Source organism: Amycolatopsis kentuckyensis (genome assembly GCF_002155975.1).
GTDB lineage: Bacteria > Actinomycetota > Actinomycetes > Mycobacteriales > Pseudonocardiaceae > Amycolatopsis > Amycolatopsis kentuckyensis.
Window position 1 is genome coordinate 1 of record NZ_MUMI01000053.1, and the last position, 16,186, is coordinate 16,186.

At 69.6% G+C, this 16,186-nt stretch carries 13 protein-coding genes; 6 read left to right on the plus strand and 7 right to left on the minus strand.

Going from position 1 to position 16,186, the window contains the following annotated elements; all coding sequences use genetic code 11:
- The 4 genes from CCN39_RS05450 to CCN39_RS05465 all read right to left on the minus strand — a co-directional run.
- Positions 1-222 (minus strand): PIG-L deacetylase family protein (locus tag CCN39_RS05450; RefSeq protein ID WP_208630149.1); only part of this gene is annotated, 222 nt, incomplete at its 3' end.
- A gap of 26 nt (positions 223-248) precedes the next feature.
- Positions 249-1,016, minus strand: coding sequence for a polyprenol monophosphomannose synthase (locus tag CCN39_RS05455; protein ID WP_086838963.1), 768 nt, complete (start codon positions 1,014-1,016; stop codon positions 249-251).
- A gap of 26 nt (positions 1,017-1,042) precedes the next feature.
- On the minus strand, positions 1,043-2,656 hold the full coding sequence (gene lnt / locus CCN39_RS05460; protein WP_086838979.1) for an apolipoprotein N-acyltransferase: 1,614 nt from the start codon (positions 2,654-2,656) through the stop codon (positions 1,043-1,045).
- 11 nt (positions 2,657-2,667) lie between these two features.
- Positions 2,668-4,263 (minus strand): amidohydrolase, encoded by a 1,596-nt coding sequence (locus CCN39_RS05465; RefSeq protein WP_086838965.1) that lies wholly within the window; start codon positions 4,261-4,263, stop codon positions 2,668-2,670.
- A gap of 120 nt (positions 4,264-4,383) precedes the next feature.
- Between CCN39_RS05465 and CCN39_RS05470 the strand changes: the two genes are divergently transcribed.
- A complete protein-coding gene (locus CCN39_RS05470) occupies positions 4,384-5,772 on the plus strand; it encodes a KamA family radical SAM protein (RefSeq protein ID WP_208630150.1) in 1,389 nt (462 codons plus the stop codon).
- A gap of 899 nt (positions 5,773-6,671) precedes the next feature.
- On the opposite strand, the gene CCN39_RS05475 is transcribed toward CCN39_RS05470, so the two are convergent.
- Positions 6,672-6,926 (minus strand): hypothetical protein, encoded by a 255-nt coding sequence (locus CCN39_RS05475; RefSeq protein ID WP_143263954.1) that lies wholly within the window; start codon positions 6,924-6,926, stop codon positions 6,672-6,674.
- Between the two features lie 132 nt (positions 6,927-7,058).
- Here CCN39_RS05475 and CCN39_RS05480 point away from each other — a divergent pair, with 132 nt between their 5' ends.
- Complete coding sequence (locus CCN39_RS05480) at positions 7,059-8,048, plus strand: NUDIX domain-containing protein (protein ID WP_143263955.1); 990 nt, start codon at positions 7,059-7,061, stop codon at positions 8,046-8,048.
- 17 nt (positions 8,049-8,065) lie between these two features.
- Here the strand turns inward: CCN39_RS05480 and CCN39_RS05485 are convergent, their stop codons facing one another.
- Positions 8,066-13,990, minus strand: a complete 5,925-nt coding sequence (locus CCN39_RS05485) for a tetratricopeptide repeat protein (protein ID WP_143263956.1) — start codon at positions 13,988-13,990, stop codon at positions 8,066-8,068.
- A 369-nt stretch (positions 13,991-14,359) separates the two neighbouring features.
- A complete protein-coding gene (locus CCN39_RS50045) occupies positions 14,360-14,512 on the minus strand; it encodes a hypothetical protein (RefSeq protein WP_158104483.1) in 153 nt (50 codons plus the stop codon).
- Positions 14,513-14,817: 305 nt separating this feature from the next.
- Between CCN39_RS50045 and CCN39_RS05490 the strand changes: the two genes are divergently transcribed.
- The 4 genes from CCN39_RS05490 to CCN39_RS05500 form a co-directional block, all read left to right on the plus strand.
- On the plus strand, positions 14,818-15,117 hold the full coding sequence (locus CCN39_RS05490) for a hypothetical protein (protein ID WP_086838975.1): 300 nt from the start codon (positions 14,818-14,820) through the stop codon (positions 15,115-15,117).
- An 88-nt stretch (positions 15,118-15,205) separates the two neighbouring features.
- Positions 15,206-15,340: a hypothetical protein gene (locus CCN39_RS52550; protein ID WP_279629558.1), complete on the plus strand. Its 135-nt coding sequence runs from the start codon at positions 15,206-15,208 to the stop codon at positions 15,338-15,340.
- A complete protein-coding gene (gene kilB / locus CCN39_RS05495; protein WP_086838977.1) occupies positions 15,340-15,699 on the plus strand; it encodes a plasmid transfer protein KilB in 360 nt (119 codons plus the stop codon). The genes CCN39_RS52550 and kilB overlap by 1 nt, the downstream gene beginning before the upstream one ends.
- Positions 15,696-16,186, plus strand: a 491-nt coding sequence (locus CCN39_RS05500) for a hypothetical protein (protein ID WP_143263957.1), incomplete at its 3' end; no start/stop codon positions are given. The genes kilB and CCN39_RS05500, both read left to right, overlap by 4 nt.

The following is a 16,186-nucleotide window of genomic DNA, read 5'->3' on the forward strand; positions in this document are numbered from 1 at the left end:
GGCGTAGCCCAGGTGCACGACCCGGTGCACGCCGAGGATGGCCGCGGCCGCCTCCAGCTCGGCCCAGCGGGGCGTCGGGTGCTCGGCGACCATGCCGTCGGTGGCCACGACGACCACCACCCGGTGCCCGTCGGCCGCGGCGCGGGCCAGCGTGCCGCCGCTGAGCAGGACGGGGTCGTCGGCGTGCGCGTGGAAGGCCACGATGGTCGTCACCGGACCCATGATGGCCCAGAACGGGGGAAAACGGCTCAGGCGCGCTTGACGAGCCGGCGCAGCTGGTGCCAGCGGCGCTCGAGGCCCCACTTCGCCACCCGCAGGAACGCCTCCTGGATGATCGAGCCGTTCATCTTCGACTCGCCGATCTCGCGCTCGGTGAAGGTGATCGGGACCTCGACGATCTCGAAGCCGGCCTCGTCGGTGCGGATGGTCAGGTCGATCTGGAAGCAGTAGCCGTGGGAGTTGACCTCGTCCAGGGCCAGCTTCTCCAGCACCGGACGGCGGTAGGCGCGGAACCCGGCGGTGATGTCGCGGACCCGCATGCCGAGCGCCACCTGGGAGTACAAGTTGGCGCCGCGGGAGAGGACCTGGCGCTTGACCGGCCAGTTGACGACGCTGCCGCCCGGCACGTACCGCGAGCCGATCGCCAGGTCGGCGTCGCCGACCGCGTCCAGCAGCCGGGGCAGGTCCTCGGGGGCGTGCGAGCCGTCGGCGTCCATCTCGACGATCGTGTTGTACTCGCGCGCCAGGCCCCAGCGGAACCCGGCGATGTAGGCGGCGCCGAGGCCGGCCTTCTCGGTGCGGTGCAGCACGTGGACGTGGTCGTTGGCCGCCGCGCGCTCGTCGGCGAGCTCGCCGGTGCCGTCGGGGCTGCCGTCGTCCACCACGAGCACGTGCACGTCCGGGAGTGCCTTGTGCAGGCGGTCCAGGATCGGGCCGAGGTTCTCCCGCTCGTTGTAGGTCGGGATCACCACCAGCACCGGCTCGATTCCCCGGGCCCCCCGCGGCGCCTGCGACATCCCTGCTCCTCCGATATCCGCGGCGGTCAGTCCGCCGCTTCCCCTGCTGCCGTGCCGGCGCTGCCGCGCCGGGTGCGAAAACGGAGTACGAGCCCACCGGCCACCCCGGCGATCGCCAGAGCCAGCAGCCCGTACTCCGTCCACGCACCTAGTTGATCCGACAGCGTAGTCTGCGTCCGCAACGGGACGCGCCCGACCAGGGAATCCGCCGTGAAAAGGCCCGTTGAGCTGGTCACGGTCCCGTCGGGGGCGACGATCGCGCTCACCCCGGAGACGGCCGACACCACGACGGCCCGGCCGTGCTCGACCGCCCGCAGCCGCGACATGGCCAGCTGCTGCACGCTCATCTCGCTCTCGCCGTACCAGGCGTTGTTGGTCGGCACGACGAGCAGTTCGGCGCCGTCGCGCACGGCGTCGCGGCCCGGGTAGTCGAACGCCGCTTCGTAGCAGATGAACACGCCGACCTTCGTGCCCGCGGCGGTCATGGTCTGGTTCGCGCCGTCGCCGGGGACCATGTCCACGGTCTCGGCGTCCAGGAACGGCGTGACGAGCTCGGCGACCTTGCGGGCCGGGACGTACTCGCCGAAGGGCACCAGCTGCTGCTTGGCGTAGCGCGGGCCGGGCCCGGTGCGCGGGTCCCAGGCGATGACGGAGTTCTGCAGGTGCCCGTCGGGCAGCTGGTAGATCGCGCCGATCAGCGCGGGGACGCCGAAGTTCGCGACGAGCTGGTCGACCTGCAGGTCCGGGCCGGTGACGGTGGTGGCGCTCTCCGGCCACACCACCAGGTCCGGTTTCGGCACCTTGCCGGCCCGGATGTCGGCGAGCAGCCGCTGGCTCTCGGCGATGGTGTTGTCGCGCAGCACGGTGCGCTCCCCCTGGAGCGCGAGGCCGATGTCGGGGGCGTTGCCCTGGACGGTCGCGACGGTGCGTTCGCCGTCCTGGGCGCCGGTGCCGATCGTCGGCCACAGGGCCAGGCCGGCGACGACCGGCAGCAGCGTGCCCAGCGCGGCGAAGGTCACCGGCCGGGTGAGCTTGCGGGCTTCCCACAGGCGGGTGGCGAGGCCGGCCAGGCAGAAGCCGGTGAGGACGACGGCCAGGCCGACCAGCGGCGCGCCGCCGAGGGAGGCGAGCGGCAGGAACGCGCCTTCGGGCTGGCTGAAGGCGACGCGGCCCCACGGGAAGCCGCCGAAGGGGAACCACGCGCGGGGTGTCTCCAGAGCGATGAGCACCAGCGCGCCCCACAGCGGCGCGGCCGGCAGCCGGGACACCAGGGTGATCAGGCCGCCCGCCAGGCCGTGGTAGAGCGCCAGCGCGACGGACAGGCCCAGCCACGGCCAAGGGCCGAAGTCGGGGCCCAGGAAGTCCAGCAGCCAGGTCAGCAGCGGCAGGAAGAACACGAACCCGAACGCGAAGCCGTAGCCGAAGCCGGCCCGGAAGCGGCGGCCGCGCAGGACGAGCGCCAGCCCGGCGAAGGCCAGCGGCGCGAGCCACCACAGCGGGCGCGGCGCGAAGCTCAGGTAATAGGCGAATCCGGACGCCAGCGCCGCGACGGTGCGCAACAGCCAGGCCGGGGGGAACCGCCGCGTGCGGGCGGACGGGTGCGGGGCGCCCGGTTCGGGGTCGGCCACGGTGACTGCCACGGGTGCCAACTCTAGGAGATCGTGTCGTGGAGGACTTCACCCGCGCGGACCGTGCGCAGGCACCGCGGGAGGGTGGCGTCCGGTTCGAGCCTGGGCAGCGGGGGGACGCCGGCCCGCGGGTCGGTGGACCAGCGCTGCACGCGGCTGTCCGGGGTGGCCACGACGAGGTCGGCGGCGTCCCAGATCGCGTAGTGCGCCGGCGCGCCCGGGACGAGGCTGCCGGTGACGCCGTCGTTGACGCCGGCCGCGCGGTGCCCGGCGCGGGTGTGGGCGGTGAACGCCGCTCGCGGGGACAGGCCGGCGCCGGGTGTCCGGTGGTAGGCCGCGGCGCGGACGCTCGCCCACGGGTCGAGCGGCGTCACCGGCGCGTCGGAGCCGAAGGCGAGCAGGACGCCTTCGGCGGCCAGGGCCGAGAAGGGGTTGAGCCCGGCCGCGCGGTCCGCGCCGAGGCGTTCGGCGTACATGCCTTCCGGGCCGCCCCAGAGCGCGTCGAACAGCGGCTGCGTCGAGGCGACCACGCCCCAGCCGGCCAGCTGCTTGGCCTGCTCGGTGGTGACCATCTCCAGGTGTTCGAGCCGGTGGTGGCGGGCGGCCAGCGCGCGCTGCCCGACTTCCTTCTCCGCCAGCCGGAAGCCTTCGACGACCTCCGCGACCGCGGCGTCGCCGATGACGTGGAAGCCTGCCTGCAGCCCGGCTTCGGTGCAGGTGGCGAGGTGTTCGGCGATGCGGTGGGCGTCGAGGTAGAGGGTCCCCTCGCTCGCGTGGTCGGCGTAGGGCTCGCTCAGCGCGGCGGTGTGGGAGCCGAGGGCGCCGTCGACGAACAGGTCGCCGGCCAGGCCGCGGGCGCCGAGTTCGCGGGCGGTGTCGACGGCGCCGAGCTCGCCCCAGTACCCGACGACCTCGGGCGTGCCGGGGCCGGCGAGGGCGAGGAGGGCGGCGAGGTCGTCGCGGCCGGAGATGTCGGGGCCGGCGCATTCGTGGACGCTGACGATGCCCTGGCGCGCGGCCTCGGCGAGGAACGCGCGCTGGGCGCGTTCGCGCTGCTCCGGGGTGACGGCGGCGCGCACGGCCGCGCGGACGGCGTGGTGGGCGGCGCGGGTCAGCGGGCCCTCGGGCGACCAGCCGTCGGCGGCGCGGGCGGCGGGGGCCAGCTCGACCAGGGCGGTGGAGACGAGCGCGGAGTGGACGTCGACGCGGCTGAGGTAGACGGGCGTGCTCCCGGCGGCGGCGTCGAGCTCGGCGCGGCTGGGCAGGCGCGGGTCGGTCCAGGTGGTCTCGTCCCAGCCGTGGGCGAGCAGGACCTGCTCTCCGGTGGCGGCCTCGCGCACGCGGGCCAGCAGGTCGGCGCCGCTGCGGACGCCGGTGAGGTCGAGGCCGGTCAGGTGCAGGCCGGTGGCGGTGGCGTGGACGTGCGCGTCGACGAACGCGGGGGCGACGAAGGCGCCCTGGAGGTCGACGATCTCGGCGTTTTCGTGGAGGGCGCGGGCCGGGGCGTCCTGGCCGACCCAGACCACGGTGCCGCCGGTGATCGCCATCGCCGTCGCGTCGGGGCCGGCGGGGGTGTAGATGCGCCCGCCGAGCAGGAGCGTCGTGTGTTCGTCCGTCACGCACCTGAGTCTCCCCCCTTCGTCCACGTGGGGGACGGCGACCCAGCAGGCAGGAAGATTTACTCCGTGAGAACGTTATGACAGGATATTTTAACGCGTTCCCGACGACTAGGAGTACAAGTGACTGCGATCCAGGAACCTGTGACGCCTGCCGCCGCCTTCGACCAGCCCTACGAGTACGCCCGCGCCGAGCTGGTGGAACCCGACTGGCGCCGCTTCCCCGGCTGGCACGACGTGACCGAGGCCGAGTGGCGCGACGCGCAGTGGCAGCGGGTGCACTGCGTCCGCAACGTCAAGCAGCTGCGCGCGCTGATGGGCGACCTGCTGGAGGAGCGCTTCTACGACGACCTGCTCGCCGACCAGCGCGAGATGGCCACGATGTCGATGCTGCTGCCCCCGCAGATGCTCAACACGATGGCCCCCACGGCCGGCACCGACCCGGCCAAGGTGACCGAGGCGTTCTACGCCGACCCGATCCGCCGCTACATGCTCCCGGTGCGCAGTGATCGTGACACGACGTGGCCGAGCCACCCGCACTCCGAGCGCGACTCGCTGCACGAGGCCGAGATGTGGGTGGTGGAGGGCCTGACCCACCGCTACCCGACGAAGGTGCTGGCCGAGATGATCTCGACCTGCCCCCAGTACTGCGGCCACTGCACCCGCATGGACCTCGTCGGCAACTCCACGGAGACGGTGGAGAAGCACAAGCTGACCCTCAAACCGGTCGACCGCCAGGACGCGATGATCGCGTACCTCAAGAAGACCCCGGGCGTCCGCGACGTCGTGGTCTCGGGCGGCGACGTGGCCAACGTCCCGTGGCCGCAGCTGGAGTCGTTCCTGATGCGCCTGATGGACATCGAAACGGTCCGCGACATCCGCCTGGCGACGAAGGCCCTGGCGGCACTCCCCCAGCACTGGATCCAGCCGAAGGTGGTCGAGGGACTGGAGCGCGTCGCGGTCACCGCCCAGCGCCGCGGCGTCAACCTGGCGATCCACACCCACGTCAACCACGCCCAGTCGGTGACCCCCCTGGTGGCGGAGGCGGCCCAGACGGCACTGAACGTCGGGGTCCGCGACGTGCGCAACCAGGGCGTGCTGATGCGCGGGGTGAATGCGACACCGGCCGCGCTGCTGGACCTTTGCTTTGCGCTGCAAGGGGAAGCGAACATCCTGCCGTACTACTTCTACATGTGCGACATGATCCCGAACGCCGAGCACTGGCGGGTGTCTGTTTGGGAAGCCCAGGAGCTGCAGCACGCGATCATGGGGTACCTGCCGGGGTACGCGACGCCGCGCATCGTGTGCGACGTGCCTTATGTCGGGAAGCGGTGGGTGCACCAGCTGGCCGAGTACGACCGGGAGCTGGGGATCTCGTACTGGACCAAGAACTACCGGACCGGGATCGAGCTGGAGGACCCGGAGGCCTTGCAGCGGCGGTACCCGTACTACGACCCGATCTCGACCCTGCCCGAAGCCGGCCAGACCTGGTGGGCGAACCGCTCCCGCTGACGCCGACTCGTCACCGTCCAGGAGGTGGGCCGAGGGGCCCTGCGGAGACCGATCCGGGCCCCGCGGCGCCCTTCGGCCGTCTCGGACGTTTGGGCTGGTCAGAGCCGGTGCGTACCGGTTGCGACCGATCACCATACGGCCCAGAAACGGCCCAGAAATTCCACTGTAGACAGATGTGCGCGCCAGGTGGACCACCTCAGCTCGCTAGGTCGAGCAAATGCTCCAGCGTCCTCTTGTGATCTGATTGAAACAGTATTCACGCCACACATTCCCATTCCGCAGCGACGTCGAATAATTGCGTTTATGCTGCTATTTTCCGTTGCTTAGAAAGGCTAGAAGCTAAATTTCGTGACCGTGCTAGTGCGGTTGATCGAAGAGGTGACGTAGAGTAGTTTCGTCACATCGCTTGTCAAGGTGTCGCCACAGAGCGTTACAGTCGAGCCGTCGTCAGACGGTTCGAGCTGCGGGAACCGACCCGACAGTCGCCGGAGCGCAGGCCAGGAGCGTGAACCACCGACGCGCTCTTTCTGCAGCTGATGTGGGTGATACCCACGGGTATCACCCACATTTTGTGGTTCCGGGAGCTTGGCCTGTGCAGCGGCCACGAATACACGCCGCTGCCATAGCGGGTGTCGGTGGCGCACAAGTAATGGCACCCTGAGAATGTGCCCAGGTCCGCAACCCCCGCCGATCCGCGCGGGCACTCCTTCCGGGGCCGCCCGCTTGCGTCCTGGTCAAGCCTATGGCGCATCGTCATCACTGGGGGTGCCTCAGCGCCGAAAGGACGGCGGCCGACCGCTCAACGTCTCCACTGATTTGGTGAGGGTGAAGACGCCTATAGTTTGTTATCCGCGCTGGTCACGGCTGGTTTGGCTTGGTTTCGGCTACGTCCTTTCGGATCACACACGAGAACTCCACGTGTGGAGGCGCGTCACTGCACACTCGAACCCGGCTTCGCGGAGCAACGCCCGGCAGACCGCCACCGCCTCGGTCACCGGGAGCCACGCACCTTCCGCGAGCGAGCCGGGCGCGTCACCGTGGTCCTCGAGCCCGCACACCTGCAGCCGCTCGACGCCCGCCGCCTCGAGCCCGGTGCGCACAGCCGCCAGGTACAGCCCCTCGACTCGCTCGTACTCCTCGCGGGTCAACGTCACTCCGTCGAACACCTGCCCGATGTCCGAGATCGACGTCCACTCGTCACGCGTGTACGCCCCGCCCGGCCCGCCGTAGAACCGCCGGCCGTACTTCCGGCGCGATGCCGCCTGTCGTAGCGATATTCTTCCGGCATGGCTCAACCGAGGCCGACGACACCGGCCGCCGCAGCGATCAGGGCGATACCCGGGAACGACGAGAGCCCGGTTGCCGTGGCGGACATCTGCCGGGTGGCCGGGCTGGGTGGCGATTCGACGGCGGCCGGGACTCTGCTCGTCTCGTTCCTCAACGTTTTCGGTGTCCTCGAGGTTCGGCACGACGCCGGGCGTGAGCTGGTCAGGGCGGCGACGCCGAACGCCGCCCTGTTCCTGCGCAGTCTCGCCGAGTACCTGGAATCCGAGCACACCATCCTCGACAACTGGGGCAGGAACGGTACCGCCGATCCGCCTTACGACGAAGAGCAGATCCTTTCCGGTACACAGTTCCTGTACGTGATGGAGCGTCGACGGCTCCGGCTCGACCCCGCCGCGGAGACCATCCGCAACGCGGCGGTTTCCCAGATCGTCGTCAACCGGATCGGCCACGGGCGGGAACGCCAGTTCCTGTTGCTGTACGACGCCGGCAGCCGGCAATACCAGCTTCCGGGCGGTCACGGCCGGCGAGGGGACGGCGGCCCGCGGGAAGTCGCCGTGCGGGAGCTGCAGGAGGAACTGCCGGGATTCGTCTTCGACACGGCGACAGACCGGTTGACCGAGCTCGGTACGGTCGATGTCGCCCAGGTCTCGCGGACGAACGGCGCCGGAACCAACTACCGCATCACCTTCTTCCACCTCCGCTCGACCCGGGCGGACCTCGCGGCCGGACCGAACGCGTCGTGGGTCCCGGAGTCCCTGGTGTTGTCCGGCGATGGCGAGTTCGAGGGGCGGACCATCAACGTGACGGGCCTCCGGATGCTGAACTCGGATCTTGCCGACGGCATCAAGGAGCTCGGACCGAGCGTACAGGCGAGCAGGCAGCAGAACTGGTTGGTGACGACCGCCCGCGCACGACCGCTGGAGTTCTGGGGCCTCGCGGTGGGAATCCTCGGCCTGGTGCTGGCGGTGGTCGTCCCGTTGCTCATGTAGTGATACCCGCTCGTGGATCAGGGTGTCCGCGACATCACCCAGTAGCCGGGGCGGATCTCCGCGACCGTCCACCCCCAAGCGATCACGGCCTTGTGCAAGGACTTCCCCACCATCGCCTGGTACGTCTCTTCAGCCATCCGCGCTCTGAGCCGGCCGCCGATACTCGTCATCGCGAGCGGCAGCCCCTCGCTCTCCAGTTCCGCCACCACCTTCTCGAGGTGATCACCGAGCTCGCTCACCGCACCGGGGCTTCCGGGTGGGTTCGCCGAGCCGGACAGGACGTACACGCCCGGTCGTACCTCCGTCACCGACCAGCCCGCCTCTCGCTCGATCCGGCGCTTCAGGCTCGATCCGACCTCCGACGCGTAGGCTTCCTGACCCATCCGCTGACGGAGTACGCCACCGAGCACTTGAAGGCTTGGTTCCGTCCCCGCGCGTTGCACGTCGTTGAACACCTCGGCCAGCACGCCGCCGAACGATCCCGGCGCCTTGGTGGACGCGGCGGTCTGTCCCGACACCGGAACCACCCGCCACTTGGCCAGCTTCCAACCGGGCGCACCGGCGATGCGATCCTGAAGGGACCCACCGACGACTTGGCGGAACCGCGAACCGAGCTCGGTCCGCATCTCCCTGTCCACACGTTTCAACTGCGGCCATTTGCCCGTGGGCTCGTGGAGGCGCCTTACCACCCGGCCTAGGACCGTGGCAAAGTCATCGAGCGGCGCATTCCCTCCGTCGGCTCTCGGCGCGTCGGCTCCCGGCGCGTCGAGCGGCAGACGGCCGAAAGCCACCCCGTTGCGCAGCCGGGCACGCTTGCCGTCGTTCTTGCCGCTGACGATCATCCAATGGTACTGGTCCCAGAGCTGGTCCAGTGTCTTGACACCGAGCCGCGCCGCGAGCGGCGACCCGGCCGGGTACCGGGATTCGAGCCAGTCGCGGAGATCCGCGAGCCGCACGTGTGTTTCGTCACCGGCGAGCCGCCGCTCGAATTCCGCTCGCAGGTCGGATTCGATCCGGCCCGCCAGGTCCGCTACCGGCACCACCTCGCCGTCCACCAGCGAAGACGTCTTCGGGAGCAGCTCGACATCCCGAGCATCCGCGCCTCTCGGGCCCATCACCGAGACGCAGCGGACGACCTGACCGCGCACGGGTGGCCCGCTCGCCTCCTCGTTCTCGACCCTCGAGTATTCGAACCGCAGGTTCCGCTGGTCGTCGAGGGTGATGAGCCCCCAGTGTTCTGCATCGCTGAGGAAGAGAATTCGTCCCAGCAGGCGCCCTTCGGAGGTGAGCGACACGTCGCGGTTCTGGCCGCCGTCACCGCCGTCGACGAGATGCACGACCGGATCGGAATCCGGCGTGAGCACCACCTGCGGAGAGTGACCGAGGACCCGCTTCAGGTCGATCGAGTCGTCGCGGAACCGCGCCTTCACCCGCACTTCCAGGAAGGACAGGGGCGTCTCATCGACCGAACGGTGCACCTCCAGCAAAGCAACGCAGAAAGCCACGACCCGCTCGCTGCCGATTTCCTCCGCGCGACGGGAGACGGTGCGCTTCGGCACGTCCTGGACCGGACGAGGGCTGAGACGATCGGCCGCGACCGTGTCGTCCGCTCGCGCGTCGACCGCGGCCGGGGAATGACCGCGCTCCACATCCCACGCACGCAGGCCCTCCGGGCTGAAGCCCACGAAGAAGTTGACGGGCTCGTTCTCGTCGCTGTCCCGTTGGAAGTCGCGGACGCTCGGTACGAAGAAAGCCGTAGCGCCGGGCGCGAGCTGGATCCACCCCGCCTGCGGACCGTCGATGTAGTCGATGACCCCGTTGACCCGCTGGAGGAGCGACGTATCGCTCCAGAAACCCTCCGGACGGCTCCAGGGGCCGAGGTCGGTTTCTGCCACGAGGGGGAACCACCCCGGAGATTTCGCCAGCCACAGGTGGGAGCGTTTGGTCCGGCCGAGCATGTGCTTCTGGGCGAGCTGCTGCTCCAGCCGGAACCGCTCGGTGTCGTTGGTCCGCCCCTGGAACCAGAGGTAGAAGTGCAGGCAGTACTTGTAGTAGTGGGCGCGCCAGGACGGGAACTTCGACGACCAGCCGTGGAGCTTCGAGATCGCCTCTTCGACATCGAAGTCCGGCAGCAGCTTGTACGCCTCGAACCAGAGGCGGTAATCCTCTTCCTTGTTGCCTTGCCGGGCGAGGTTGTTGTTGGCGAGCTCCACGATGCGGTAGAGCTCCGCCGTCGTCAGTTCGCGCCAGCTCCGATTCCCTCGCACGTAGTAGGCCTGGGCCAGTGCCCGGCGCACGGTCGGGGAACTGCGTGTGCTCGCTGCGGCCCGCTCCCACAGCGCCACCACGGAGTCGAGGTCGTGGTACAGGCTCCTGATGTCGGCCTCGCACCGGGTCATGTAGTTGTCCCGCTGGTCGAGCGTGCCGTACAGGTGCGCGGCCGTCCCCAGGAGCTCGTTGGCCACCGTGAGGTGCTCCATGACCCACTCGCCGGCGTCGGCGGTCAGCTCGGCCACCGAGCGGACGTCGGACATCTCCTTGAGGTTGCGGGCCACGTCCACGATCGCCTGGACGTGGGTGATGTAGCCGTAGATGTTGTCGGGGCTGAGGTCACGCGCCGTCGTGAAGCACTCGACGGTCCGGGAGAACCATTCGTCGGTGACGGTCAGCATGGCGTGGAGGCCCTGGTGCCTCGCGCGACGGATCTCCTGGCGCATGCGGCTGCGCCGCGCAAGACCGAGCGTGTGGTGGTGCAGCGCGTCGTGGGGCGACAGTTCGACGGCCTTGCCGACGTACTCCTCGGCCTTGTCGAGGTCGCGCTCCAACCGGTACATCTGGTGACGCCCGAGGTGGTTCCAGAAGTGCGGCTCTTCGGGTACGTGATCGGTGAGGGTCTTGAGCACCTGGTGGCCCAGGCTCGGGTTGATGTCGTCCAGGCGCTCGATGAGCGGCGCGAACCCACCGCGGTCTTCAGTGCCGTCCACCATCCCGCCTTGGCGATCGACGAACATCTGCCGCAGGAGCACGCGGACCGGCTCGGCCGCGGGATCGGTGTTCATCGCGAGCGCTTCGACCAGGTCGATCGCGAGGTCCTTCAGGTGGTGTTCCCACCCCCCGTCGCCGAGCAGCTCCGAAAGCACCTGTTCGGCGAGCAGCTGGTGCAGGAGCCGCACCCGGCCGGCTCGCACCGTGATGAGGCGGGCCGCCTCTGGCCCGACCAGGTCGTCCGGGCTGATGTCGGCGTTCGGTCGCGAGATGCGCATCAGCTTCTGCAGGACCTCCACCTGGAGGCCGGTGTTCGAAAAGATGGTCGCCAACGCCAGGTACTGCAGGACCTCGCGCACCCGGCCGCGGATCTGGCTGACGTGGGTCCGGACGTATCCCTCGAGCTTGGTGAACTCGCGCTCGAAGGTGATCAACCCGTAGAAGAACGGCGTGCGGTACTTGGCGTAACTGGGGGTCTGCAGCAGCCGGAGCTCGTCTTTCCGGTGCTTGTCATCGGTCAGCTGGGCGTACCGGCGGCCGAAGGCGTCGCTTTCCACATCGTTGAGCGGTTCGGAGACCGCCAGCGGCGCGTCGTCCCGCGGCCGCAACACGCGCCGGACGTACAACATCGTCACGCGGGCGCCCCGGGAGGCGACCTCTCGGTACAACGCCTCGCGGTAGGGCTCGGACAGATCGCTCCCGTCGGCGACGAGGAGGACCGGCCGTTGGGTGATGACGAAGAGCTTGTGCAGGCGGTCCGCGATGAGCGGAACCCGCGCGGCGTCGATCGCGACACCGGACCGCAGCACGGCCACAGGGTGCAGCTGGTGGAGGTCCCAAGCGGCGCGCAGCGCGACCGTAGTCCCGCCCGCACCAGGCTGGTGTTCGAGGACGACAGTACGGGTCCGGTGGCTGTCGAGGCTCTCCTGGAGCGCACTGACCAGCGGCGCGTGCACGGAGCGGGACACATCGATTCCTGCCTCGAGGTCCGCCCAGCTGATCAGGCCGCCTCGCCAGAACGCGTCGTTCCCCCCTTGGCCGGCGGAGGGGGACATGATGTCGATGTCCCGGTGCAGGACGTTCAAGTGCTCCTGGAACGACTGGAGCGTGTCCGGCGCGATCGGGACGGTCTTCCCGGAGATCGTCGGCAGGCCGTAACTGCGCTCGGTGGCACTGCTTCCCACGGTCTCGGCGAGCCGATCGAGGAGCTGCTGCACCGGGAGCGGGACGGTGTTGACCGGAATCGGCGGTTCGAGCTGCGCCACTCCGACGTGGATGAAGGTCGCCGCCCCACGCAGCATCTCGTCCATCACATCGACGACCTTGAGCATGCGGTCCCGGCCGCTGTCCTGGGCGTTGTCGGTACCGCCCGCCAGCAGGACGACGACGATAGGCACGTCCCCCGTAGCCGAGTGGAGCGAGGCGGTGAGCTGCCGGACAGCATCGAGGCGCTGGTAAACCCATTCACGGAAGGCGAGCTGGGGCTCGCGGCGCAGCGTGGACCCGGCAGCCAGCAGCCAGGCCGTTCCTTCGTTGAAGTCCACCTGCGGCCGCTCGGCAACAAACACGTGCGAGGCGCGCTGTGTGTCCAGCACGGGCCCCGCCACGGCGCGGAGGCCGTCGCGGTCCGACATCGGGTCCAGGTCGACGATGGCCGACCACGGCAGGCGGCCGAGTGCCGCCAGCGAGTCCTGCCGGGGAAGTTGCTCGGCGACCAAGACGTAACGCGCCGCCCGCGGAGCGAAGCCGGACAAGGTGTGCCAAAGCGATTCCCACAGTTCGACGTGTGCGTCGGAATCCGAACCGGCGGCTACCGGCGCGGTTTCACCGGGACGCGGGAATTCCAGGTGCAGCCTCGTCGCGTACCAGGCGGCGTAGGCAACGCACATCCTGGCCTTGGCGCTGGAGAACTCGAATCGGCACGCCCACCGCAGGGCCGCGATCATCCGGGTCAGCAGGATCTGCCTGCGGAGATCGTCCGACCGTCCCGGCTGGCGCTTCACCCACGACGTGAAGCCGGCGCGTGAGGAGCTGAGGAAGGCGTTCAACCAGCCGTAGCCGTCGGGAACCGGGCTCTGCGCCGTTTCCTCCGCACGCTGGAGACATCGGGAGAGGACCGGGCGCGGAATGTCTTCGTAGTAGTTCACGAGGACGCTGACTTCGAGGTACGCGAGGTCGTAGCCGGCGATGGATTGGCGGGCTTGATCGATGTCGACGATCCAGAACCCGCGGTCGTCGTGGTTCCTGGATTCGCTGCGCGGTACCAGGAGGTTGCCGATGTGCAGGTCGCCGTGAACCGTGGCGCCCATGACCGGCAGGGACCGTTCGTCGGCGGGGTCGAAGATCATCGAGGGGTTCATGAACGTGTGGCCGTCCTCGACCACGACTTCCTTGCCGTCGAAGATCGATCTCACGATCGACGCACAGGTCTCGACGCGGTCCTCGCCGAGAACACCGACGAGCAGCTCGGACGCCGTGACCTGCTCGATGACGTTGGGTTGCGACCAAGCCGCCATCAGATCATGGGCGAGGTCCTCGGCGATACCGGCCAGGCCGGTCGACTCCCGGCTGGGAGGTGCGTACCGGCTCAAGCTCCCACCGGCGGTCTCGTGGAGCGAGGCGACGAGACGCTCGCCGGTACCACTGGACGGGTGAAGCTTGAACAGCCGCGGTACGTGGTCGGCGGCGAAGGCTTCATCTGCCTGACGGATGAGCCGGTGGGCCTTGAATTCGTTCGGGGCGGTCAGATCGTCCTCGGTGGGACCGACTCGGAACACGTAAGAACCGGGGCTCAGGTCGGCCGTATCCCCGCTGATGTCGAGACGAGCCAGTTCCACGCCGGACCGGCCAGGACGGATTTTCTCGAAGTAGGTCTTGGCATCCGGGAACCACAACTGCAGTGCTTCCTCCGCGAACTCCCCATGATGCTCAATGGCAGAGCGCAACTCTGAGTCCACCGTGTACCTCTTGATCATCTACCGTCGGGGCAAAAGCTCGCAGTTGCGGGCAGGTCGGTCGCCCACAAGGTCGCGGGGTACGCGGTGCGCGTTACGACACTGTCCGCTCTTACGGCGTGATCAGCCGAATGATCCACCTTTCCGCACCACGCCGCCAGTTCGTCTCCGGCAGCCGCGCCGCGGCGGTGTGTCCGCGCACGGTGACGTCGGCGAAGTACTTCCCCGGCCGAGGCAGGGGAAGATACCGGATGCTGGGCCCCGGAAGATGGACGTGCGCGTAGTGGTCAGTCCCGCCGCTGTGCAGCCACAACGCCCCCGGGGTGGCAGTGGCGACACCAACCCGGATCGGAGCGGGTGCGCGCGCCGGGGTCAGCCGAGGCGGCATTGGGCGAGGGTGATCTCCTGCCCGGGCACGATGACGACGCCGCCGACCACGACCGGGGGTTTGACCACCCGGACCGCGTTCTGCACGAGGTCTCCTCTGGTGTTGGTGGTGCTCTCGTTCAGGTAGAGCGACGCCACGCCCGGGATCTCGAGGAACGTCGTGCCCGGTGTGATGGTGATGCCGTTGACGCGCCCGACCGTGGACGTGCGGGTGATCCCGTCGGCGCCGGCGGTGCAGCGGCTCTCGATCGCGTCTTTCCGGACCCGGAAGGAGCGCGCTCGAGGGCCGCGAGTGGTCGCCGGAGAAGGGCGCCGCGCTCGCGACCTACTTCATCGGGGCCTGCCTGCTGACCTTCCCGAACGTCTTCCGCTACTGATACGGCGAGTACGAGCGCTGGAAGAAGACCCAGCCCTACGGGCTTCCAGAGCCCGCCGGTGACGGTGTGGTGGAGCGGCGCCGGTCCCTGGACCCGCAGTACGACGACGACCCTGCCGACGCCGCGATCGGCCGCACGCTGGTCCTTGAGCAGCTGCACGTGCTCAAAGACCAGCCCACCGAGACCGGCCGGGTGGTCGCCGCGGTGGTCCTGCAGGTCTACCGGCGCATGCTGCTCGGTTACGAAGCCGTTGTGGCCGAACGCAAAGCCCGCGAAGGCGCCGGCTCCTTCAGCACCCACTTCTTCGACATCTCCGACCTGCAGAAGATCGTCGACTCGGCCCGCAGGCCCGGAGCCACGCGATAACGTCCGCGCCGGTCACCGCCCATCCCCGCAGCACGCTGCCTCCGACCTCGGCCTGAAGACTCACCAGGAGCGCCGCATGTGGCAAACCGTGACCACCTTCGTGGCCGCCTTGACCGGCACCATCATCGGCACCGTGCTGAGCAGCGTATTCAAACACCGCGCCGACACCGCCGGGCGGGTGCACGAGTGGCAGGTGTCGATCGTCGGCATCTTCGGGACCTGATGGCCGCCCTGTCCTCGCACTACGCGGCGACGTGGGACCTCGAGGCCGCGCGGATCCGCGGCGAGAAGGACGAGATCGACGCCGCGCTCACGGCGTCGATGGCCACCCGGGACGTCATCACCCGCCCCCGCGCGCAGTTCGCAGTGCTGGCCCCGCAGCTGCGCCCGCAGATCGCCTTCGCGGAGGAATGGCTAGAGCGGTTGAGCTCGAAGCCGCGTGCCCGCTCCCCCGAGCAGCTCACAGCCCGGCGCCTGGCGGCGAAAACCGCGCTGCGGGAGCTGGAAACCGCGATGGCCGCGGTCATGGGCAACCTCGGCGCCGGCCTGCCCGCCCACCGCCGGACAGTGACGGTGCGATGAGCCCGGAGCGCCCGACCACCGCCGTGACCGGGCACGGCCAGCCAGAGACCACGCAGCAGCTGCACGCGGCAGCGACCGCGTGCGAGAACGCCGCCGCGGGCGAGCGGTTCACCGGGGACCGCGAGGTCCTGGTGTGGGCGCGGGCGCGGCTGGCCGAGGTCGCCGCGGTGTGCCGGGAGCTGGCGGCCGCGCTGGGCATCGACCCCACCCTGGCCGCCGAACCGACCAGCTCGCCCCAATTGCGGGCCGCCGAGGTCGTCGTCGAACTCGCCCGGCAGCTGCAGTGGCTGCTGCGCGCGGCGGCCATCCCGCCCGGGTCCGGCGGCCGCGCCGCCCAGCCGGACTACCTGGCCGAGCGGCGCGCCGACGCGCTCACCACCCGCCTGCTGCAGCTGGCCGCCGGTGCCGCGCAGGTGCTCCCTCGTGCCGACGCCCACACCGAAACCGGCGCCCGCGACATCTTCCGCCACCGGCTCGCCGGGAACTC

Excerpts from the sequence above, each read along its gene's own strand:
- CCN39_RS05455 (WP_086838963.1), bottom strand. The coding sequence starts at position 1,016 with ATGTCGCAGGCGCCGCGGGGGGCCCGGGGAATCGAGCCGGTGCTGGTG.
- kilB (WP_086838977.1), top strand. The coding sequence starts at position 15,340 with ATGGCCGCCCTGTCCTCGCACTACGCGGCGACGTGGGACCTCGAGGCC.
- CCN39_RS05480 (WP_143263955.1), top strand. The coding sequence starts at position 7,059 with ATGGCTCAACCGAGGCCGACGACACCGGCCGCCGCAGCGATCAGGGCG.